We start from the raw sequence: 20,278 nt of genomic DNA, 5'->3' as shown, positions 1-20,278 counted from the left end.
TTTTCGCCTCAGTCGCTCAGGCTCAGTCGGATTCCTGCGCCTTCGCCATCATGTCCATGAAGTCCCGCGCGGCGTTGCGGTCATCCTCGTTGTCGAACGCAACGTCCAGATCGGGCGAGGCGCCGAACATGTAGAGCAGGGACCACAGCGCGAAACGCCGCGCGCGGTCCTTCTCCATGCCAAGGTCCACGCGCATCCGGTCCAGCCCGGTTTCCAGCGTGGTCGGCGCGATGGTCGCAAGGTCGTCGGTGCCGAAGTAGCGGCGCAGCTGATCGTCGAAGTCCATGGCGGCGCCTTAGCAGCGATCAGGGCGAAACGTCACGCGTTCCCGTCACTCTCGGTATCCTCGGCGTTGCACGAGAGCAGTTGGTAGATCACTGCGCCCCAGGCACTGCCGATCACGCCAACGAAGAACAGCGACCAACTGAGGTTCCAGCTGGTTCCCAGCGCCTTGGTGACCACCACGGCCAGCGTCAGCACAAGAAAGCCGACCTCCATCACAAGAACGGCCCAACACACCGGCGGACTGGCCAATTGCCGACGCACTGTTTTCACGCAGCACCTCCCGAACTACGCACTCCCGACGTGGAGAGTACTCCCGCCGGAGAGCTTCGTCTAGAACATCACAATGGCTGCGCGGGCCACCAGGAACATCAGGCAGAAGCTGGAAAGCGCGTAAAGCGTGAAGCGCGGAACCATCTGGTTGAAGGTGGTCTGCACGAGCGAATGGAGCACCCGGAATACGACGTAGGCCCAGGCCACCTGCGTATTCAGTCCGTCCCCCAGTCGAAGCAGCGCCAGAGTGAGCGAGACCGCGTAGAATATCACCGGATCCTGCAGCAGATGGCGGTAATTGTGGGCTTTCCACTCCACCTGCGGGGGCAGGACATGATCGAGCGAGACATGGGGATCGTCGATCAGTTCCTCTGGATCGACCTTGCCGAACGAGGAAATGCGCGAGCCGTAAAGCCAGAACCACATGACCATGGTCCAGGCCGCCAGCGCGACCACCGGTTGCAGGATTGCCATTCCAGTCATTGGACGCTCCCTTGCTTGCCAAGGGAGCGTCCGCCGCGCCGGCCCTCTTGTCAATCCAGTACTTAGGCGTTTCCGGCCAATACCTTGGCGAAGGCTTCGGCGTCTGTATTGCCGCCCGAAAGCACAACGGCGGTGCGGTCGGTCAGTTCCACCTTGCCGGCCAGCACGGCGGCCAGCGCTGCTGCGCCGCCGGGCTCCAGCACGAGGCGCAGCTTGGCGAAAGCCAGCCGCTGCGCCGCGCGCACTTCGGCGGGCGTGGCGATCAGGCCGAAGGGGCAGCGCGCCTTCAGCACGTCGAAATTCACCGGCCATGTGGCCGGTGTCTGCAGCGCGTCGCAGGCGGTGGGCGGCGCATCGGCGGCGACGCGCTGGATCTCCCCGCTGGCAAGGCTGCGGCAGACATCGTCCCACCCCTCGGGCTCGACGGGGATCACGGCGGCATCGGGCAGGGCGAGCGCAAGGCCCGCGGTCAGTCCGCCGCCGCCGCAGGGCGTCACGATAAGGTCGGGACTGCCAAGGCCAAGCTCTGCCATCTGCGCGGCGATTTCGATGGCGACGCTGCCTTGGCCCTCGATGATCCACGGATCGCCGAAAGCATGGACCAGCGTTGCGCCGCGCTCTGCGCAGAGGCGCTGCGAAACCTCGTCGCGGTCCTCGCCGCCGGGGCGGTCATAAAGCACGACTTCTGCGCCCAAGGCGCGGGTATTGGCCAGTTTAACTGCCGGCGCATCGGTGGGCATGACGATGGCGGCGGTGATGGCCAGCCTCTGCGCGGCCCAGGCAACGCCCTGCGCATGGTTGCCGCTGGAGACGCCGACGACGCCGCGCTGGCGTTCGTCTTCGGAAAGCGCGGTAAGGCGGTGCCACGCGCCGCGAATCTTGAAGGCGCCGACCGGCTGAAGGCTTTCCGCCTTGCACCAGATGGTGCGGCCGTCGACCTCCAGCGGCAGCAACGGCGTGCGCGGCAGGATCGCTGCGACTTTGGCGGCGGCTTCGATGACCCCTTCATGGGTCGGGCGGCGCTGAAGATTCGTACTCATGCCCCGCGGCATAGCCGCAACTATGTCGATCGGCATAGCCTCAGCGAGCGAGGCGCACCATCTGGTAATAGCCGAGCGGGCCACGCGTGAATTCCACCGACATCCCGCGATCCCCGGCAATGCGCGCTGCCATGATCGGCAGATCGAGCCGAGGCGTGACATGAAACTTCGCCAGCCAGCCCCGCAGGCCCGCCCGCAAGGGGGAAGGCAGGCCCGCGAGGTCGCCGAAATCGACGACGTGGACTACGCCGCCGGGGGAAAGCGCCGCCACCGCGCGCGACAGGGCATCCTGCCAGCCGGGGATCATGGAGAGCGTGTAGGAGAGGAAAATTCGGTCGAACCCCTCGCGCCCGAACAGCGCCTTGGGATCGAAGCGGGTGGCGTCTCCGGGGGCGAGGTGGGCATCCGCGCCCAGCCGCTTGCTGGCGTTCTTCAGCATCTCGCTGGAAATGTCGAAGCCGTGCAGCGCCACGCCGGGCCATGCCTTGCCCACCAGTTCCAGATTGCGCCCGGTGCCGCAGCCCACTTCCAGCACGGATATGCCCGGCGCGGCGTCGAGTTCGCGGATCAGCCGGTCCCGGCCGAACAGGTAATACTTGCGCGTCAGGTCGTAGATGTGGCGCTGGCCGCGATAGACGCGGTCCATCAGCGCGGCGTGATCGGCGGGAAAGGCGGTTTCGGGCACCGTCAGTCCTTCAGGACGTAGAGGTGGACGCCGCCGTAGATCGAGGAGCGATCGTCCTCGGTCGCCACCCGCGATTCTTCCTCGCGATAATCCCAGCGCGACAGGATTTCCTCGGGCACGCGGCCGGGCAGCAACGTGGGTTCGGCGGCGGTGCGAAACAGCACGCGCGATCCGGGGCGGGCGGTGCGGGTGATCTCGCTCCACAGCTGCGTAAGCTGGGCGTCGCTCATCCAGTCCTGCGCGTCGAGCAGGATGTAGCGGTCGAGCGAGGCGTCCGCGTTTTCCTGAAGCACCTGCGTGAAGCTGGCATGGCGCAGCGTGAGGCGGCCGAGCCGTTCGCGCACGTTCGCCACGTTGGCTTCCTGAAGGTAGGGCGGCAGCGGGGCCTTGTCCTGACGGCCATAGCCGCGCCCGAAGGCCTGCCATGCGAAGTAGTTGTCGTTCAGGGGGAAGTGGCAGGCCAGCTTTTCAAGGCGCGCGCGCAGCACGTCCGCCATGCGCTGGCCCCCGGCAAGCGCGTCGTACTGCGCCGGCGGAATGCCAAGGCCGAACAGCGATGCGGGCTGGTCGGTCAGCCAGCGCACCAGCTTGCGCTCGAAGATCGGGGCAAAGCGCTCATCGAACACGCGGCGCTGTTCTTCCAGCGTCTCGGCGCCGAGAATCTCGCTGGGGTCGATCTTGTAGAGCTTGGCCAGCACATGCGCCGCGCCGATGAAGTGGCCCAGCAACCCGCGCTTGTAGATGCCGCGCGTGAAGCCCCGGATGCGCTGGCGGCCGACGAGATCGCGGCCTTCCCAATAGCGGCGCGTCGCTTCGTCTAGGTGCGGGGCCAGCTTCTCACGATAGATCGCGGCGTTTTCCGGCTTGTCGGCTTCGGCGATGAAGCTGCGCAGATCGGCGTAATCGAGGTTGCGGATCGCCGCGATCTTCAGGCGGCCGAGCGCGATATGCGCGGTGTTGAGATCGACGCAGGTGATCGCGGCCGGATTCGCGGTGAGGTAGGAGAGGGCGTTGCAGCTGCCGCTAGCGATCGTCAGCACGCGGCTGTCCGGCCCGATCTGCAGCGCGGCCATGTCCGCCACCGGGTCTTCCCAGATCTGCGCATAGACCAGGCCCTTGAACGCCAGCGCGAAAGCCTTGTCCAGCAGGCGCGCGGCGCGCGAGGATTCCGAGCGGACGACCGCTCCCTCGATCAGATCGGAAGCAGGGCGTGCGTGCGGCATGGTAGTGGTCCCCCGGTGCCAGGTCGGCGTGTCGTGGCGGCAATGCCTCCGCAGGGTGACCGCGTGATGACGGGACGATGGCGGTTTATGACAGTCCTTGTTTAGGTGCGCTCGTCACATCCGTGACGAGCTTGCGGTACCGGCCCACTCCCCCACCCGACCACCCACGAGTGTATCCTGATGGGTGGTCGGGTGGGGGAGTGGGCCGGTGCCGCTTCCGGACGTCAGTCCGGACAAAGGACTCTGCCGCAAGCCTTCGACGGATGTCGAAGGCGCACCAACAAAAACCTCTTGTGCGGGGCTTGGCCCGCACAAGAGTTGAGTTGTCACACAGGGGCACTATATGCGGCCCTTTCGCGGCTTGCGCGTTCAAGGAGATAGATTGGTGAGCAAGGTTCTGGTGATCGGCGCAGGCGGCGTCGGTTCGGTCGCGGTCCACAAGATGGCGATGAATCCGGATATCTTTTCCGACATTCATCTCGCCAGCCGCACGGTTTCCAAGTGCGAAGCGATCGCCGAATCGGTGAAGCAGCGCACGGGCGTGACGATCGGCACGTATGCGATCGACGCTGACGATGTTGAGGCGACCTCGGCGCTGATCCGCTCGATCGGTCCGAAGCTGGTCGTCAATCTGGCGCTGCCTTATCAGGACCTCGCGATCATGGACGCGTGCCTGGCAACCGGCACCCACTACATGGACACCGCGAACTATGAGCCCAAGGACGTGGCCAAGTTCGAATACCACTGGCAGTGGGCCTATCAGGAGCGCTTCAAGCAGGCCGGCCTGATGGCGCTGCTGGGTTCGGGCTTCGATCCGGGCGTCACCTCGGTCTTCGCGATGTGGCTGAAGAAGCACAAGCTGAAGACCATCCGCACGCTGGACATTCTGGACTGCAACGGCGGCGACCACGGCCAGGCTTTCGCGACGAACTTCAACCCGGAAATCAACATCCGCGAAGTCACCGCGCCGGCCCGCCACTGGGAAAACGGCGCGTTCGTCGAAACCCCGGCGATGGGCGTGAAGCAGAGCTTCGACTTCGAAGCCGTCGGCCCCAAGAACATGTACATGATGTACCACGAGGAGCTGGAAAGCCTCGCCAAGTTCATCCCGGAAATGGAGCGCGCGCGCTTCTGGATGACCTTCGGTGACGAGTACATCAAGCACCTCACCGTGCTGCAGAACGTGGGCATGACCCGCATCGATCCGGTGATCTACAACGGCGTGGAAATCATTCCGCTCCAGTTCCTGAAGGCCGTGCTGCCCGAGCCCAGCTCGCTCGGTTCGACCACCAAGGGCAAGACCAACATCGGCGACATCGCGACCGGCGAAGCGCTCGATGGTTCGGGTGAGAAGACGTTCTACATCAAGAATATCTGCGATCACGAAGACGCCTATGCCGAAACCGGCAACCAGGCCGTCAGCTACACTACGGGCGTTCCGGCGATGATCGGCGCGGCCATGGTGCTGACCGGCGCATGGTCGGGTGAGGGCGTGTTCAACATGGAGCAGTTCGATCCCGATCCCTACATGGACATGCTGAACAAGCACGGCCTGCCCTGGACGGTCGAGGAACTCGACGGACCGCTGACGTTCTGATGCGCGGGCTGTGGACCGTTCTTGCGGGCGCATTGGCGCTTGCCGCCTGCGCGCCGCAGGACGGTCCGCAGCCGCCTGTTACCCCAACAGGCGAAACTTCACAGCCCGGCGGTTTGACGCGCGAGATGAGCGCGGCCGACCGCGCGGCGTGCGAGCAATCCGGCGGCACCGTGCAGCGGCGCGGCCGGATGGGCATGGAGCAATGCGTCCACCGCTTCGCCGATGCCGGCAAGACTTGCACCGACAAGGCGCAGTGCGAAGGCAAGTGCGTGGCCAGCGCCGGTGACGTCTCACCCGACAAGCCGGCGGTCGGACAATGTCAGGCCGACGACAAGCTCTACGGCTGCTATGCCGAACTGCGCGACGGCAAAGCGCCCGCCGCGATCTGCGTCGACTGAGAAATTACCGATGAACTGGAATTTCGTGGCGCCGGTTGCTCTGCTGGCGGGCTCCAACCTGTTCATGAACACGGCGTGGTACCTGCATCTCAAGATGCCGGGCAAGGCGCTGTGGGTGGCGATCGCGATGAGCTGGGGCATCGCCTTCTTCGAATATTGCCTCGCTGTCCCAGCCAACCGCATCGGCAGTCAGGTCTATTCGCTGGGGCAACTGAAAGTGCTGCAGGAGGCGTTCTCCCTCACCGCTTTCGTGCTGGTGGCCTGGGCCTTGTTCGGCCAGAAACCGGGGCTTAACGAAGTCATCGGATTTTCACTGGTGGGGGCAGGGGCTTGGTTCATCTTCAAGGGGCCGTTCGGATGAAGCGCCCATTGGCGGCCATGCTGGCCTGCTGCGCGCTGACATCGCCGGTTCATGCACAGCAGGCCGACGTTTACGCGCCCGGCCGCGCGGTGCTCGCGGATATCGACCGCATCGTTACCGCCAAGGGCGTGGATGAGACGCAAGTCGTCACGCTTGGCGGGGCGAAGCAGGTCGTGAACATCCGCGGTGCGGATCGCGACAATCCGATCCTGCTGTTCATTCACGGCGGCCCCGGCGCGGTGGAAATGCCGATCGCCTGGGCCTTCCAGCGGCCCTGGGAAGATTACTTCACCGTGGTACAGTGGGACCAGCGTGGGGCCGGGCGTTCCTATCCGCTCAACGATCCTGAGGCGCTGGCGCCGACCCTCACGCTCGAACGCTATCGCGACGATGCCATCGAACTGATCGAGTGGCTGCAAAAGCGCTATGGCAAGCGCAAGGTCGTGGTGCTGGGCCATAGCTGGGGTTCGGCCGTGGGCATGGCGGTGGCGGCGAAGCGGCCCGACCTGCTTCACGCCTATGTCGGCCTTGGCCAGATCATCGATTTCAAGGAAAGCGAACGGCGCGGCATGGCCTGGACCATTGCCGAGGCGAAGAAGCGCGGCGATGCCAAGGCCGCTGCCGCCGTGGAAGCGCTGCGCCCTTATCCCAATCAGGGCTTCACGATCGAAAAGGCCGATGGCTGGCGCCAGTTCGCCATCCCTTACGGCTCGCTCGCCTGGGGCCGTGAGAATGCCGATTTCTATCTGAAGGCACCGCGCCTTTCCCCGCTCTACACGCCGGATGACGTGAAGGCCTGGGGGCAAGGCTCCGAGTACACGATTAGCCGACTCTGGCCGAAACTGGCCGATGTCAGCTATACCGCGCTCACCCGCATGAAAGTGCCGGTGGTCATGATGATCGGTCGCCACGACCATACCACCGACGCTGCATTGGCGGGCGAGTGGATGGACCACTTGCAGGCGCCGTCGAAGAAGACCATCTGGCTGGAAAATTCGGCCCACCTCGGAATGATCGAGGAGCCGGGCAAGGTCTTCGCCGTTTTGTTGCGCGATGTCCTGCCTTTGACCGAAAAGGACTGAACCCGTCATGGAAACCCGCGCCGGCGATCCGGGAGCCTTCGTTCACTTCGACCTGTCGCGCGTCGACAGCCCCAGTTTCGTGGTCGATGCCGCGAAACTGCGGGATAACCTGCGTGTGCTGAGCGACATTGGCGAGCGTGCAGGCGTCAAGGTGCTCTCCGCGCTCAAGGCCTTCTCGATGTGGTCCACCGCGCCGATCGTCGGCGAGTATCTGGACGGCGTCTGCACGTCGGGCCTATGGGAAGCGCGCCTTGCCAGCGAGTTCTACGATGGCGAGATCGCGACCTATTGCGCTGCCTACAAGGCCGAGGACCTAGACGAGATCCTGCGCCTGTCGGACCATGTGATCTTCAATTCGCCGATGCAGATCGAGCGTTTCTGGTCGCAGATCGAGGCTGCCCGCGCGCGCGGGGAGGACTTCGATATCGGCCTGCGCGTCAACCCGCTGCACCCCGAAGGCGAAGTGCCGAAGTATGACCCCTGCGCGCCGCATTCGCGCCTGGGCTTCCCGATCGATCAGCTGACCGAAGATCATATCGAGATGATCGATGGCATCCACATGCACACCCTATGCGAGCAGGACTTCGAACCGCTGCGCCGCACGTGGGACAAGGCGTTCGACTACCTCGAACCCTTCTTCGGCCAGTTCAAGTGGATCAACCTGGGGGGCGGCCACCACATCACCCGCGCCGATTACCAGCGCGAGGAGCTGGTGGAGTTCCTGATCGACCTTCAGGAAGATACCGGCGCCGAAGTCTATCTGGAACCCGGAGAGGCCGTGGCGCTGGATGCCGGCATCCTTGTCGGTTCGGTGCTCGACATCGGCCACAACGGCATGCCGGTGGCGGTGGTGGACATTTCCGCCACCTGCCACATGCCCGACGTGATCGAGGCACCCTATCGCCCGGCGATGCTGGGGGAGCGCGAGGATGGCGATGGCCAGCCGGTGCGCCTTGGCGGGCCGTCCTGCCTCGCAGGGGATGTGATCGGCGATTATGTTCTGCCCGAACGTCCGGAGCCGGGCATGCGCTTCGCGTTCCTCGATCAGGCGCACTATTCGATGGTGAAGACCACGACCTTCAACGGCGTGCCGCTGCCGTCGATCTGGCTCTGGGATTCCGAGACGGACTCGCTCGAATGCATTCGCCGTTTCGATTACGAGGATTTCCGCAGCCGTCTCAGCTGACGGCATCCGAATGGAAATGGGGCAGGGCGGCTCTGTCCGTCTTGTCCCTGCCACGATCGAGGCACCGATTGATCCCCTGCAAGGGCGAGTCGTGTGAACCCTTGATCCCCGGGCGCGTTTTAACCGTGAATCGCGACGCCTATTGCAGCCTGCCGGAGTGATGCTCCGGTTGCTGCGATAGGTCGTTTAACCACTTGTATTTGAACGCCTAAATTCGGGTCCAGGGTGCCACTTCCGGCACGTCATGTTTGTTATGTGACGTTTTCGTGAAGGGGGTGTTTTTTCACTTGCGATTCATCCGCTCAGCCCTATATCCGGCCCCTCGCTGCCCCATGGGGACTTCCAAACCGCAAGGCAGCTTTTCGCTAACAATTCCGTTTGGGGGTCCCTTGAGTTGCTCGAACATCTTGATGCATCGGTCGTAGCGCGCACCATCGCGCCTGACGAACCCGTTATTCTCAATCGCCCGCATGCTGCTGCGCGCGCTGCCCGTTTCTTCGCCACGAAGTTTCCGGGCAAGTCGCTCTATGCCGTGAAGGCGAATCCCTCGCCGGATCTCATCCAGATCCTGTGGGACAATGGGATCACGCATTTCGACGTTGCCTCGATCGGTGAAGTCCGCATGGTTCGCAAGACCCTGCCGGCCGCGACCCTGTGCTTCATGCACCCGGTCAAGACCGCGAGCGCGATCCGCGAAGCCTATTTCGAGCATGGCGTCCGCACTTTCAGCCTCGACACCATCGAGGAAGTCGAAAAGATCCTCGAAGCGACCACCGATGCCGAAGGCAATGCGGCCACGGACCTGCGTCTTTGCGTGCGTCTGCGCGTTTCCTCGGAATATTCGGAACTGAGCCTCGCCTCGAAGTTCGGCATCGATCTGGCCGACGCCGGTCCGCTGCTGCAGGCAACCCGTCAGGTTGCCGACTGGCTGGGCGTGTGCTTCCACGTCGGTTCGCAGGCGATGACGCCGTTTGCCTATGTGCAGGCGCTGGAACGTGCGCGTGCGGCGATTGCCGACGCGGGCGTTGTCATCGACATGATCGACGTCGGTGGTGGCTTCCCCTCGGTCTATCCGGGCATGGAACCGCCGCCGTTGGAAGACTTCTTCCAGGTCATCCACCGCCACTTCGAAGCGATGCCGATCGCGTACAACGCCGAACTGTGGTGCGAGCCGGGCCGTGCGCTCTCCGCCGAATACAGCTCGATGATCGTCAAGGTCGAGAAGCGTCGCGGTGACGAGCTTTACATCAACGAGGGTGCCTATGGCGCGCTCTACGACGCGGCGCACGTGGCGTGGCGTTTCCCGGTGAAGTGCATCGCGCGTGACGGTGAGCGTTCGGAGGACCTTCAGGAGTTCTCGTTCTATGGCCCGACCTGCGACGATGCCGACTACATGGAAGGCCCGTTCATGCTCCCCGCCGACATCAAGGCGGGCGACTGGATCGAAGTGGGCATGCTGGGCGCCTATGGCGCAGCCATGCGCACCGCGTTCAACGGCTTCGGCACCGGCGACGTGGTGACCGTCTCGGACGAACCGATGGCGAGCCTTTACACCGGCGAGCGCAAGGATCCGCGCGTTTCGGACAACGTCGTCTCGCTGCGCTAAGCCGCCGAGCTACGAACAGAGAAAAGGCCCCCGGTCAGCGATGACCGGGGGCCTTTTTCTTTGGGCGCCGAGCCTGTTCAGTTCGCGGTGAACAGGTCCTTCAGCCCATGCGGCTGGCAGCGCAGGAACTGCGGCGATACCTTGACCCGCGCGCCCAGAGCGGCGGCGGCATGCCAGGGCCAGCGCGGATCGTAGAGCACGGCGCGGGCAATCGCGATCATGTCCGCCTCACCATTGGCAAGGATCGCCTCGGCCTGCTCCGGCTCGGTGATGAGGCCCACGGCGATCACCGGCATGGTCTCCACCGCTTCCTTCACCTTCCGGGCGAGCGGCACCTGATAGTTCGGGCCGACCGGGATCTTCTGGTCGGCATGAAGGCCGCCGCTGGAAACGTGGAAGCCGTCACAGCCGCGCGCTTCCAGCGCCTTGGCAAACGCGACGGTCTGTTCGATGTCCCAACCGCCCTCGACCCAGTCGGTGCCAGAGACGCGCATGGTGACCGGTTTGTCGGCCGGGAAAGCGGCGCGCACGGCGTCGTAGACCTCCAGCGGGAAGCGCATGCGGTTTTCCAGGCTGCCGCCGTATTCGTCGGTGCGCTTGTTGGAGAGCGGCGAGAGGAACTGGTGCAGAAGATAGCCGTGGGCGCCGTGAAGCTGCACGGCCTCGATGCCCAGACGGGCGGCGCGGCGGGCGGCATCGGCAAAAGCGTCGCGGATGCGGGCGAGACCGGCCTTGTCGAGCGCCTCAGGCGCGTTCTCATGCGGAAGGAAGGGGATGTCCGATGCGGAGACCGTTTGCCAGCCGTTCGCGTCCTGAGGGGCGATCTGGCCGCCTCCGTCCCAAGGTTTGGCGGTGCTGGCCTTCCGGCCCGCATGCGCAAGCTGGATGGCGATCGGCATGTCCGACCAGCGGCGCACGGATTCGAGAACCTTGGCCATGGCTGCCTCGGTCTCGTCATCCCACAGGCCGACATCGGCGTAGGAGATGCGGCCTTCGGGGCTGACGGCGGTCGCCTCGATGGTGAGGATGGCGGCGCCCGACTGGGACAGGTTGCCCAGATGCTGGACGTGCCAGTCGGTCATCTTGCCGTCTTGCGCGGAATATTGGCACATCGGCGCGATGACGATGCGGTTTGCGAGAGGGAGCTTGCCGAGGGAAGTCGGTTCGAAAAGCTTGGCCATGCGGGTCCTTCCGGTCATGTCGTCGCAGTTGGGGGGAGAGAGCGCGCCGAGCGGCACCTGCGACGGCAGGCAACTTGGGGTGCCTTGCCCAAATGAAAAGGGCTCCGACCTTGCGGTGGAGCCCTTCGATGCAAAGAATATATTGCAGGCGCGAAAGCGTCAGGCCGCCAGTCGCATTTCCAACCGTTCCCAGATCTCGACGAGCGCGTCGGTCAGGTCGCGCATCATCGCTCCGGTATGCGTCGGCCCAGGCGTGAAGCGCAGGCGTTCGGTGCCGCGCGGCACGGTGGGAAAATTGATCGGCTGCACATAGGCGCCATATTCGGCCAGCAGAATGTCGCTGATCTTCTTGGCCTTGACCGGATCGCCCACCATCAGCGGCACGATGTGCGTGGTGGAATTCATCACCGGCAGACCCGCGTCACGGAACATCTGCTTTAGCGTGGAGGCCGAGTGCTGCTGCGCCTCACGCTCCGCGCTGGAGCTCTTGAGGTGCTTCACCGAAGCCAGAACGCCCGCCACCAGTACTGGCGAGAGCGAGGTGGTGAAGATGAAGCCGGGGGCATAACTGCGGATGCAGTCGATCACCTTCTGGTCGGCCGCGATATAGCCGCCCATCACGCCGAATGCCTTGCCCAGCGTACCTTCGATGATGTTGATGCGGTGCGCCGCCTCGTCCCGATCGGTAATGCCGCCGCCGCGCGGGCCGTACATGCCGACCGCGTGGACTTCGTCGATATAGGTGAGCGCGTTGTACTTTTCGGCCAGATCGCAGATCGCGTGGATCGGCGCGATATCGCCGTCCATCGAATAGACCGACTCGAAGGCCACCAGCTTGGGCAGGTTCGGGTCCGTGGCGGCCAGCAGTTCCTCAAGATGTTCGAGGTCGTTGTGGCGCCAGACCTTCTTTTCGCAGCCCGAATTGCGGATGCCGGCGATCATCGATGCGTGGTTCAGCTCGTCCGAGAAGATCACGCAGCCCGGTAGCAGCTTGGCCAGCGTGGAGAGCGTGGCGTCGTTCGAGACATAGCCCGAGGTGAACAGCAGCGCGCCTTCCTTGCCATGAAGGTCCGCCAGTTCCTGCTCGAGTTCGATGTGATAGTGCGTGTTACCGCCGATGTTGCGGGTGCCGCCGGAGCCGGCGCCGACGTCGTGCAGCGCCTCTTCCATCGCCTCGATCACCTTGGGGTGCTGGCCCATCGAAAGGTAGTCGTTGGAGCACCAGACGGTGATCGGCTTGGGCCCATTGTGGCCGGCGAAGCAGCGGGCGTTGGGATAGGCGCCCTTGTTGCGCAGGATATCGATGAAGACGCGGTAGCGACCTTCGGAATGCAGGCGTTCGATCGCCTGTTCGAAAATATGCTCGTAGTTCACCTGGGCTCTATCCTGCACTGGCCGTAAGAGGCTTCTACCTGTTGTTGCGCGCCAATACCGCATCGCTGGAAGCCTGACCAGCCGCTTGTATCAGTTACTGTGATCGATATCGCCCCGGGACCAGCTTGAAATAAACGGTCGCCCAGCCGAATTTTTCGCATCCTGCCTGCCGGCCCGATCGTCAGGAACGCACGAAACCCCGAGGGATGCCCTGGGGCGCCGCCGGATCGTACCCGCTGACGATCACCATATGCGGCGCCGCGCCATGCAGCGCCTTGATCGTCATCAACCACGACGCGATTTCCGTGCGTTTCTCCGGATGACCGATATCGGCAAGACGGCGTGCGGGGGGGCGGATAAACTGCCAGCTTTCCGGCACTTGCGCGGTGTCGCCGGTGAACAGGAATTCGCGGCCATCGGCCAGTTGCACGAAGACCATCATCGGCGCGTCGGGCAGCCCGGGCTGAGGTATCGCAACGACGCCAGGCGCGACTGCGTGCGGGAGGCCGTCGGAAAAGTCCGGCAAGGGTATGGCGCGAAGCGACCGGATCGCCGGGTTGCCGCTGTGGATTGGGTGGTTCAGCAGGTGCAGTCGCACGGCAGCTTGCGCAACCTCATGATCGACGCGGGCTTGCGCGGCCTCATCGAAATCGCGGACGCCGGCCTCCTCAGCCAGTTCGCGCGTCGTGCCGGCGTCGATAAGGATGGGCGGCGAACCGGGCACAAGCAATTGATAGGCCCGCAGCCCGGTGCGCATCGGCCGCAATCCGGTGCCTGCGGCCAATCGGTTGTGCAGCGAAATGCGCGTGCCGATCAGTTCGTGGCGGATTTCGCTCGGGTGCTGCCCCTTTTCCGTATTGGCCAGCGTGCGGAGTTGCTCGATATCCAGCGGCTTGGGCCGGGCGCCGGGCGCGCTGGCATCGAACTGGAACCAGTAGAGCGGCAGCCCGAACAGCACGAGAAGGAAAAGCAGGAAGACGTTCAGGCGCGGCGTCAAAACCGGCCGCCTTGCTCCAGCCCATAGCCAGCGAGGGCCGCTGCATAGGCGGCCGCCTGATCCGCCGGGCCGGTGAACAGCGCACGGTCGGGAACGCGGCGGGCATAGGGCTGCCCGTCGGTCAACCGGGCGACCTGACGGGCGATGCCCTGCGCGCCGTGGACGAAGGAGACGCCGGGCCCGAATGCCTCGGCCAGTTCGTCCTCCAGCAGCGGGAAGTGGGTGCAGGCCAGCACCACGGTATCGATATCGCCGCCGCCGGGCATCGATCGCAGCGTCTCTGCGGCGCGGCGGATGGCGGCGGGATCGACGCGCTCGCCGCGCAGCTTGGCCTCGGCGGCTTCCACCAGTTCGGGTGCGCCGTGGCGTAGCAGGCGCTTGTCGGCGGCGAATTCCTGTTCCAGCCGGTCCACATAGGCCTGCCGGATGGTGGCCTGCGTGCCCAGCAGGCCGATCGTGCCGGTGCGGGTCATCGCCGCGGCAGGCTTGATCGCGGGAACGGTGCCGACGATGGGCACCTCCAGCACTTCACGCACCATGCCCAGCGCGATGGTGGAGGCGGTGTTGCAGGCAATGCAGACAAGGCGCGGGGCGAAGCGTTCGGTCATCCGGCCCAGCAGCCCGGCCACGCGCGCGGCGATCTGCGCCTCGGTCTTGGTGCCATAGGGCAGCCCCGCCGTATCCGCCGCATAGATCACGGGCGCCTGCGGCAGCACATCGCGCAAGGCGGAAAGCACGGTAAGCCCGCCAACGCCCGAATCGAAGACCAGGATCGGCGCGGCGGGGTCGACCTGATGGGCGGTCAACACGGCGGAATTTTCGGAAGGCATCGTTTTTCCCTGTACCTTGCACACTGTTAACCGTGTCTGGGCGGGAAGGGCAATGTCGAATGCTGCAAGTCCCTTCGCCTTGCCTGCCGGAGCGGCTAAGAGACCGCGCATGAATTGGATTCTTCCCCTCGTTATCGGCTACGCGCTCGGTTCCATCCCCTTCGGCCTCCTCCTCACGCGAATCGCGGGGGGCGGTGATTTGCGCTCGATCGGCTCCGGCAACATCGGCGCCACCAACGTTCTGCGCACCGGCCGCAAGGGGCTGGCTGCGGCGACGTTGCTGCTGGATCTGCTGAAGGGCCTGGCCGCCGTGCTGATCGCCGCACATTTCTGGCCGGGTTTCGCTTGGCTGGGCGCTCTGGGCGCTTTCCTTGGCCACTGCTTCCCGATCTGGCTGCGCTTCAAGGGCGGCAAGGGTGTCGCGACGATGGCCGGCGTGGCGTTCGGCCTCGCCTGGCCGGTGGGGCTGGCTTACGCGCTGACGTGGATCGGGCTGCTGCTGATCGTGCGGATCAGCTCGGTCGCCGGCATGACCGCGGCCGTGATCGCGCCGATCACCGCATTCCTGTTGGGTGAGACGCAGGCGGCAGGCGTGCTGGCGGTGATCGCCGTGATTGTGATCTTCCTGCATCGCGAAAATATCGCCCGCCTGCGCGCCGGCACCGAGCCCCGGATCGGGAGCGGCAAGAAACCGTGAGTCTGGCGGAGGGGGACAGCCAAGCCAAAATCTCGCAGGACGAGGCTTTCGCGCGCATTCGCCTGCTGCGCTCGCCCAATGTCGGGCCTGTCACCTACCGCCAGTTGCTGGCCCGCTGCGGCAACGCAGTGGCCGCGATCGAGGCCTTGCCCGAACTGGCTGGACGCGCCGGGCGCCGTTACCAGCCCGCTGCGGAGCGGGTGGTGGAGGCCGAAGTGGCCCGCATCCGCAAGGCCGGCGCCAGTTATCTGTTCCACGATTCGCCCGATTATCCGCGCCTGCTCGCGCAGAGCGAGGGCGCTCCACCGATTCTGACGCTGCGCGGCGATACGGCGCTGCTGGCCAAGCCCTGCGTCGCCATGGTGGGCGCGCGCAATGCCTCTGCAGGGGCGGTGCGGCTGGCGCGCACGCTGTCGCAAGAACTGGCCGAGGCTGGCTACGTCGTCGTTTCGGGCCTTGCCCGTGGGATCGACGGAGCCGCGCATCAGGGCGCGCTGGCCGGGGGCGCGACCATCGGCGTGATCGCCAGCGGGATCGACGTGACATACCCGCCCGAACATGGCGAATTGCAGGAACGCATCGCCGCCGAGGGGCTGCTGCTGGCCGAACAGCCGCCCGGTACCGAGCCGCTGGCCCGCCACTTTCCCACCCGCAACCGCATCATCGCCGGGCTTTCGGCCGGCACCGTGGTGGTGGAGGCAGCGCCCAAGTCCGGCTCGCTGATCACCGCGCGGCTTGCCGGGGAGATGGGGCGAGAGGTCATGGCCGTGCCTGGTTCCCCGCTCGATCCGCGCTCGCGCGGGTGCAACCAGTTGATCCGCGACGGGGCGGTGTTGGTGCAGTCGGTGGAGGACGTGATCGAGCTAATCACCCATTTCGATGGCGTGCCGCGCTCTACCTTTCGGGAAGAGCCGGCCGGCTGGGCACCGCTGATGGAAGAAGCGGAGGCATCTTCCGCCATCGCGGAAATGCTCTCCACCGCGCCCATCGCGGTCGATGAACTGATCCGCCAGTCGGGGGCGAGTCCGTCTGCGGTGCAAATGGAACTACTCGAACTGGAGATCGCGGGTCGACTTTTGCGCCATGCGGGCGGCAGGGTGAGCCTATCCTGAGGTTCGGGGCGAGGGCGATTACAAAATAGTAGCAGGCTTGCTGCAGATGCGATTGTTCAGCACGCATCAGCGTTAAATACACAGGGGGAAGTCTTGAGCATCTACGCACGCGCCTTTTCGGTGGGCGATCTTTTCACCGAAACTTTCGCAATTTTTACTGCAAACTGGAGGCCTGTGGTCATTTACGCCGTGATCCTCGCAGTTGTGGCGAGCCCGATGCAGTGGGCAGTTTGGGTCAACGCAGCCGATACGAGCAAGGTGTTCGGGAGCGGGGCGGTCTATACTTGGTTGATCGTACTGGTTACGAATGTAGTCAATTATTTTCTGATGTGGCAGGTGCTTGCCAATCTTGGTCTTGCGACGACGGAGCGATCGGCAAAGCTCATCATCATCAATATCGTAGCCGCCATCGTGATGACTCTGGGCATGATCTTTGGACTTGTCCTTTTGATCGTGCCGGGGTTGATCCTCATGGCGCGCTGGTCCGTTGCCCCTCAACTGATCGTCGGACGCGGAGCCGGACTGATCGACGCAATGCGCGAAAGCTGGGGACTGACCGGATCGCGCCAGTGGACCATCGTGGGGTTCTACTTTCTTTTCGGCTTGGCGATGGTTGCGATCCTGGGGTCGCTTTCGTTCGGCGCCCTGGCGCTGAAGCTGAACGCGGGTGTGGATAGCGGTACCGCGGCGGGCATTGCGGTTCAGTTCGTCCAATCCGCGGTCCAATACGTTGTTACGGGCGTGGGTCTTTGCGCCAACGTGGCGCTTTTCGCTCTGCTGCTGGAGCGTTCGGGCGCCGAAGAGGAAATTTTTGCCTGAGAGGTATGGCGGCAAGCGATCCGGCTGGATCGTTTCTCCCTGACTTGCCTTTGTCGCATTGGGGTGCTTGACGAAGCCCCCCAAAGCTTCCCACCCTATGCGTGTACACACATGCGCCCGCGTGGGAGCGCGCGCGTAGGGGCTATAAGAGTAACGAATGCAGCTAGTCATCGTAGAATCGCCGGCCAAGGCGAAGACCATCGAGAAGTACCTGGGCAAGGACTACAAGGTCCTCGCCAGCTATGGCCACGTCCGCGACCTGCCGCCGAAAGACGGATCGGTCCGCCCGGACGAGGGTTTCGAGATGGATTGGGAACTCTATGGCGACAAGCAGCGCCAGGTGAAGGCCATCACCGACGCGGCCAAGGAAGCCGACCGTCTGATCCTCGCGACTGACCCTGATCGCGAGGGTGAGGCGATTTCGTGGCACGTGAAGGAACTTCTGGCCAAGCGCCGGGCGCTGCCCAAGGACGTGCAGCGCGTTACCTTCAACGCCATCACCAAGGAAACCGTCACCAAGGCGATGACCCAGCCGCGCGAGCTGGATCAGGATCTGATCGACGCCTATCTGGCCCGCCGCGCGCTGGACTATCTGTTCGGCTTCACGCTCTCGCCGGTGCTCTGGCGCAAGCTGCCGGGCGCCAAGTCGGCCGGCCGCGTGCAGTCCGTGGCGCTGCGCCTGATCGTCGACCGCGAGCGTGAGATCGAGGCGTTCACGCCGCAGGAATACTGGTCCGTCACCGCGCAGATGGCGCATGACGGCACCGACTTCACCACCCGTCTGGTGACGTTTGACGGCCAGAAGCTGGACCGCCTGAGCATCGGCGACGAAGGCACGGCCCTTCGCGCCAAGGCCGCTGTCGAGAACGGCGCCTTCCGCGTCGAGACGGTGGAGACCAAGCCGCACCGTCGCAACCCACAGCCGCCGTTCACCACCTCGACCTTGCAGCAGGAAGCCTCGCGCAAGCTCGGCTTCTCGGCCAGCCAGACGATGCGCGTGGCGCAGACGCTCTACGAAGCGGGCGCGATCACCTACATGCGTACCGACGGCGTGCAGATGGACCCAAGTGCCATCTCGGCGGCACGCGCGGCGATCACCGAGCGTTTTTCGGGCCACTACCTGCCCGAAAAGCCGCGCCACTACGAAACCAAGGCGAAGAACGCGCAGGAAGCGCACGAAGCGATCCGCCCGACCGACTTCACCAAGGACCGCTACGGTTCGGGTGACGAGGCGCGCCTCTACGACCTGATCTTCAAGCGCGCGATGGCCAGCCAGATGGCCTCCGCCGCGCTGGAACGCACCACCGTCACCCTGCGCGACGGCACCGGCCAGCACGAACTGCGCGCCACCGGCCAGGTCGTGAAGTTCCCCGGCTTCCTCGCGGTGTACGAGGAAGGTCAGGACAACAAATCGGATGACGACGATTCGGGCCTGCTGCCCTTCATGAAGTCGGGCGACATGCCCGCGAAGAAGGACGTGAACGCCGAACAGCACTTCACCCAGCCGCCGCCGCGCTATTCGGAAGCGAGTCTGGTCAAGCGTCTGGAAGAACTCGGCATCGGTCGCCCGTCGACCTACGCCGCGACGATCCAGGTCATCAAGGACCGCAACTACGTCCGCACCGAGAAGAACCGCTTCTTCGCGGAGGAATCGGGCCGTCTGCTGACCTCGTTCCTCGAACGCTTCTTCCAGCGCTATGTCGCCTACGAATTCACGGCGGGCATGGAGGACGAGCTCGACGACGTTTCGGGTGGCCGTCAGGAGTGGAAGGCGCTGCTCGAAGCCTTCTGGCGCGATTTCAAGCCGAAATCGGACGAGGTGATGGAGAAGAAGCCCTCGGAAGTGACCGAGGCGCTGGACGAGTTCCTGTCCGACTACCTGTTCCCGCCCAAGGCCGACGGCAGCGATCCGCGCCTTTGCCCGAAGTGCGGTGAGGGCCGCCTGTCGCTGCGCGGTGGCCGCTATGGCGCGTTCGTCGCCTGCTCGAACTATCCGGAGTGCAAGTACACGCGCAAGTTCGCGCAGCCCGGCGGCAGCGCCGATGGCGGCGGCGAGGATGAGGCGCTGGGCAAGGATCCGGAAACCGGGCTGGAAATCGTGCGCCGCACCGGCCGCTTCGGTCCCTACATCCAGCTGGGTGAAGGCAAGGAGGCCAAGCGCGCGTCGATCCCGAAGGACATCGATGAGCTGACGCTGGAATGGGGCATCAAATTGCTCAGCCTGCCGCGCACGATCGGTCCGCACCCGGAAACGGGCAACGATATCACCGCCAGTATCGGCCGCTACGGCCCCTATCTGGCGCATGATGGCAAGTATGCCCGCCTGCGCAACACTGCTGAAGTGTTCGAGACGGGCATGAATGCCGCCGTGTCGATGCTGGCCGATGCCGCCAACCGTGGCGGCGCCGGCGCGCGGACCAAGGCGGAACCGATCAAGGTGCTGGGCGCTCACCCGACTTCGGCCGGGGAGATTAAGGTCATGGCGGGCCGCTATGGCCCCTATGTGACCGACGGCACCACCAACGCTACGCTGCCGCGCGACCAGAAGCCGGAGGACCTGACGGCCGAGCAGGCAATTGCCCTGATTGACGCCAAGGCCGCCAAGGGCCCGGCGAAGGGCAAGAAGAAGGCCCCCGCCAAGAAGGCGGCGCCGAAGAAGGCTGCTGCGAAGAAGGACGGCGCTGCCAAGACGGTGGAGAAGAAGCCCGCCGCCAAGAAGGCTCCGGCCAAGAAGGCGGCGAAGAAGGAGGCGGCCGAATGAGCGACAAGATCGCCAAGCACAAGCAGCCTTGGAAGCCGGAAGAGCTGCAGAAGCTTCAGACCCTTGCCGGAAAGGGCAAGGGCCTGAAGGAGATCGCCAAGGCCCTGAACCGTACCGAGGAATCGACGAAGGACGCCGCGCGCCAGCACGGCTTCTCCATCGCCAAGGCGCGCTGAAAACGCCGCCCGGCAAGTGCGTCACGGAACTCAGTTCTTGAGGCGATAGACCGTATTTGCGAGTGCCGAGAGTTACGCCATGCACCGTGGCAATAACCTCTCGGCCAGGCGCTTC

Annotated in this window: 21 protein-coding genes; 11 read left to right on the top strand and 10 right to left on the bottom strand. The window is 64.6% G+C overall.

Features of this window, described 5'->3' with window-relative positions:
• Positions 1-22 precede the first annotated feature (22 nt).
• The 6 genes from ACZ1JV_RS20355 to ACZ1JV_RS20330 form a co-directional block, all read right to left on the bottom strand.
• Complete coding sequence (locus tag ACZ1JV_RS20355; RefSeq protein WP_395333873.1) at positions 23-286, bottom strand: hypothetical protein; 264 nt, start codon at positions 284-286, stop codon at positions 23-25.
• A 32-nt stretch (positions 287-318) separates the two neighbouring features.
• Complete coding sequence (locus ACZ1JV_RS20350) at positions 319-555, bottom strand: hypothetical protein (protein WP_465135550.1); 237 nt, start codon at positions 553-555, stop codon at positions 319-321.
• Positions 556-615: 60 nt separating this feature from the next.
• Complete coding sequence (locus tag ACZ1JV_RS20345; RefSeq protein WP_465135549.1) at positions 616-1,038, bottom strand: MAPEG family protein; 423 nt, start codon at positions 1,036-1,038, stop codon at positions 616-618.
• A 62-nt stretch (positions 1,039-1,100) separates the two neighbouring features.
• Positions 1,101-2,078, bottom strand: a complete 978-nt coding sequence (locus ACZ1JV_RS20340) for a threonine ammonia-lyase (RefSeq protein WP_465150264.1) — start codon at positions 2,076-2,078, stop codon at positions 1,101-1,103.
• A gap of 40 nt (positions 2,079-2,118) precedes the next feature.
• The gene (locus ACZ1JV_RS20335; protein ID WP_465152613.1) at positions 2,119-2,724 is read right to left on the bottom strand and encodes a class I SAM-dependent methyltransferase; all 606 of its coding nucleotides are present in this window, start codon (positions 2,722-2,724) and stop codon (positions 2,119-2,121) included.
• A 41-nt stretch (positions 2,725-2,765) separates the two neighbouring features.
• On the bottom strand, positions 2,766-3,986 hold the full coding sequence (locus ACZ1JV_RS20330) for a BtaA family protein (RefSeq protein ID WP_465150263.1): 1,221 nt from the start codon (positions 3,984-3,986) through the stop codon (positions 2,766-2,768).
• A 385-nt stretch (positions 3,987-4,371) separates the two neighbouring features.
• On the opposite strand from ACZ1JV_RS20330, the gene ACZ1JV_RS20325 reads away from it, so the two are divergent.
• The 6 genes from ACZ1JV_RS20325 (at position 4,372) to ACZ1JV_RS20300 (ending at position 10,216) form a co-directional block, all read left to right on the top strand.
• Positions 4,372-5,583 (top strand): saccharopine dehydrogenase family protein, encoded by a 1,212-nt coding sequence (locus ACZ1JV_RS20325; protein ID WP_465150262.1) that lies wholly within the window; start codon positions 4,372-4,374, stop codon positions 5,581-5,583.
• Positions 5,583-5,981 (top strand): hypothetical protein, encoded by a 399-nt coding sequence (locus ACZ1JV_RS20320; RefSeq protein ID WP_465150261.1) that lies wholly within the window; start codon positions 5,583-5,585, stop codon positions 5,979-5,981. The genes ACZ1JV_RS20325 and ACZ1JV_RS20320 overlap by 1 nt, the downstream gene beginning before the upstream one ends.
• Positions 5,982-5,991: 10 nt before the next feature.
• Positions 5,992-6,342, top strand: coding sequence for a DMT family protein (locus ACZ1JV_RS20315; RefSeq protein WP_465135544.1), 351 nt, complete (start codon positions 5,992-5,994; stop codon positions 6,340-6,342).
• Complete coding sequence (locus ACZ1JV_RS20310) at positions 6,339-7,424, top strand: alpha/beta fold hydrolase (protein WP_465150260.1); 1,086 nt, start codon at positions 6,339-6,341, stop codon at positions 7,422-7,424. Before ACZ1JV_RS20315 ends, ACZ1JV_RS20310 begins: the two co-directional genes overlap by 4 nt.
• Before the next feature lie 7 nt (positions 7,425-7,431).
• A complete protein-coding gene (locus ACZ1JV_RS20305) occupies positions 7,432-8,610 on the top strand; it encodes a carboxynorspermidine decarboxylase (protein WP_465150259.1) in 1,179 nt (392 codons plus the stop codon).
• A gap of 394 nt (positions 8,611-9,004) precedes the next feature.
• Positions 9,005-10,216, top strand: a complete 1,212-nt coding sequence (locus ACZ1JV_RS20300; protein ID WP_465150258.1) for a type III PLP-dependent enzyme — start codon at positions 9,005-9,007, stop codon at positions 10,214-10,216.
• 77 nt (positions 10,217-10,293) lie between these two features.
• Here ACZ1JV_RS20300 and ACZ1JV_RS20295 read toward each other — a convergent pair whose 3' ends face one another.
• The 4 genes from ACZ1JV_RS20295 to murI all read right to left on the bottom strand — a co-directional run bounded on the left by ACZ1JV_RS20295 (position 10,294) and on the right by murI (position 14,598).
• Complete coding sequence (locus tag ACZ1JV_RS20295) at positions 10,294-11,397, bottom strand: NADH:flavin oxidoreductase/NADH oxidase (RefSeq protein ID WP_465150257.1); 1,104 nt, start codon at positions 11,395-11,397, stop codon at positions 10,294-10,296.
• Positions 11,398-11,556: 159 nt separating this feature from the next.
• On the bottom strand, positions 11,557-12,771 hold the full coding sequence (gene hemA, locus ACZ1JV_RS20290) for a 5-aminolevulinate synthase (protein WP_465150256.1): 1,215 nt from the start codon (positions 12,769-12,771) through the stop codon (positions 11,557-11,559).
• A gap of 181 nt (positions 12,772-12,952) precedes the next feature.
• Positions 12,953-13,768: a hypothetical protein gene (locus ACZ1JV_RS20285; protein ID WP_465150255.1), complete on the bottom strand. Its 816-nt coding sequence runs from the start codon at positions 13,766-13,768 to the stop codon at positions 12,953-12,955.
• A complete protein-coding gene (murI, locus tag ACZ1JV_RS20280) occupies positions 13,765-14,598 on the bottom strand; it encodes a glutamate racemase (RefSeq protein WP_465150254.1) in 834 nt (277 codons plus the stop codon). The genes ACZ1JV_RS20285 and murI overlap by 4 nt, the downstream gene beginning before the upstream one ends.
• Positions 14,599-14,707: 109 nt before the next feature.
• Here murI and plsY point away from each other — a divergent pair, with 109 nt between their 5' ends.
• The 5 genes from plsY (at position 14,708) to ACZ1JV_RS20255 (ending at position 20,163) form a co-directional block, all read left to right on the top strand.
• Complete coding sequence (gene plsY / locus ACZ1JV_RS20275; RefSeq protein ID WP_465150253.1) at positions 14,708-15,295, top strand: glycerol-3-phosphate 1-O-acyltransferase PlsY; 588 nt, start codon at positions 14,708-14,710, stop codon at positions 15,293-15,295.
• Complete coding sequence (gene dprA, locus ACZ1JV_RS20270) at positions 15,292-16,407, top strand: DNA-processing protein DprA (RefSeq protein WP_465150252.1); 1,116 nt, start codon at positions 15,292-15,294, stop codon at positions 16,405-16,407. The genes plsY and dprA overlap by 4 nt, the downstream gene beginning before the upstream one ends.
• Positions 16,408-16,500: 93 nt before the next feature.
• A complete protein-coding gene (locus ACZ1JV_RS20265; protein WP_465150251.1) occupies positions 16,501-17,226 on the top strand; it encodes a DUF7847 domain-containing protein in 726 nt (241 codons plus the stop codon).
• A gap of 157 nt (positions 17,227-17,383) precedes the next feature.
• Entirely contained in the window at positions 17,384-19,987 is a 2,604-nt protein-coding gene (topA, locus tag ACZ1JV_RS20260) for a type I DNA topoisomerase (protein ID WP_465150250.1), read from the top strand.
• Positions 19,984-20,163 (top strand): hypothetical protein, encoded by a 180-nt coding sequence (locus ACZ1JV_RS20255; protein ID WP_313440627.1) that lies wholly within the window; start codon positions 19,984-19,986, stop codon positions 20,161-20,163. The genes topA and ACZ1JV_RS20255 overlap by 4 nt, the downstream gene beginning before the upstream one ends.
• Positions 20,164-20,278: the final 115 nt, after the last annotated feature.

This window comes from Novosphingobium sp. BL-S-19 (genome assembly GCF_055521675.1).
This window is presented reverse-complemented; position numbering and strand designations above follow the sequence as displayed.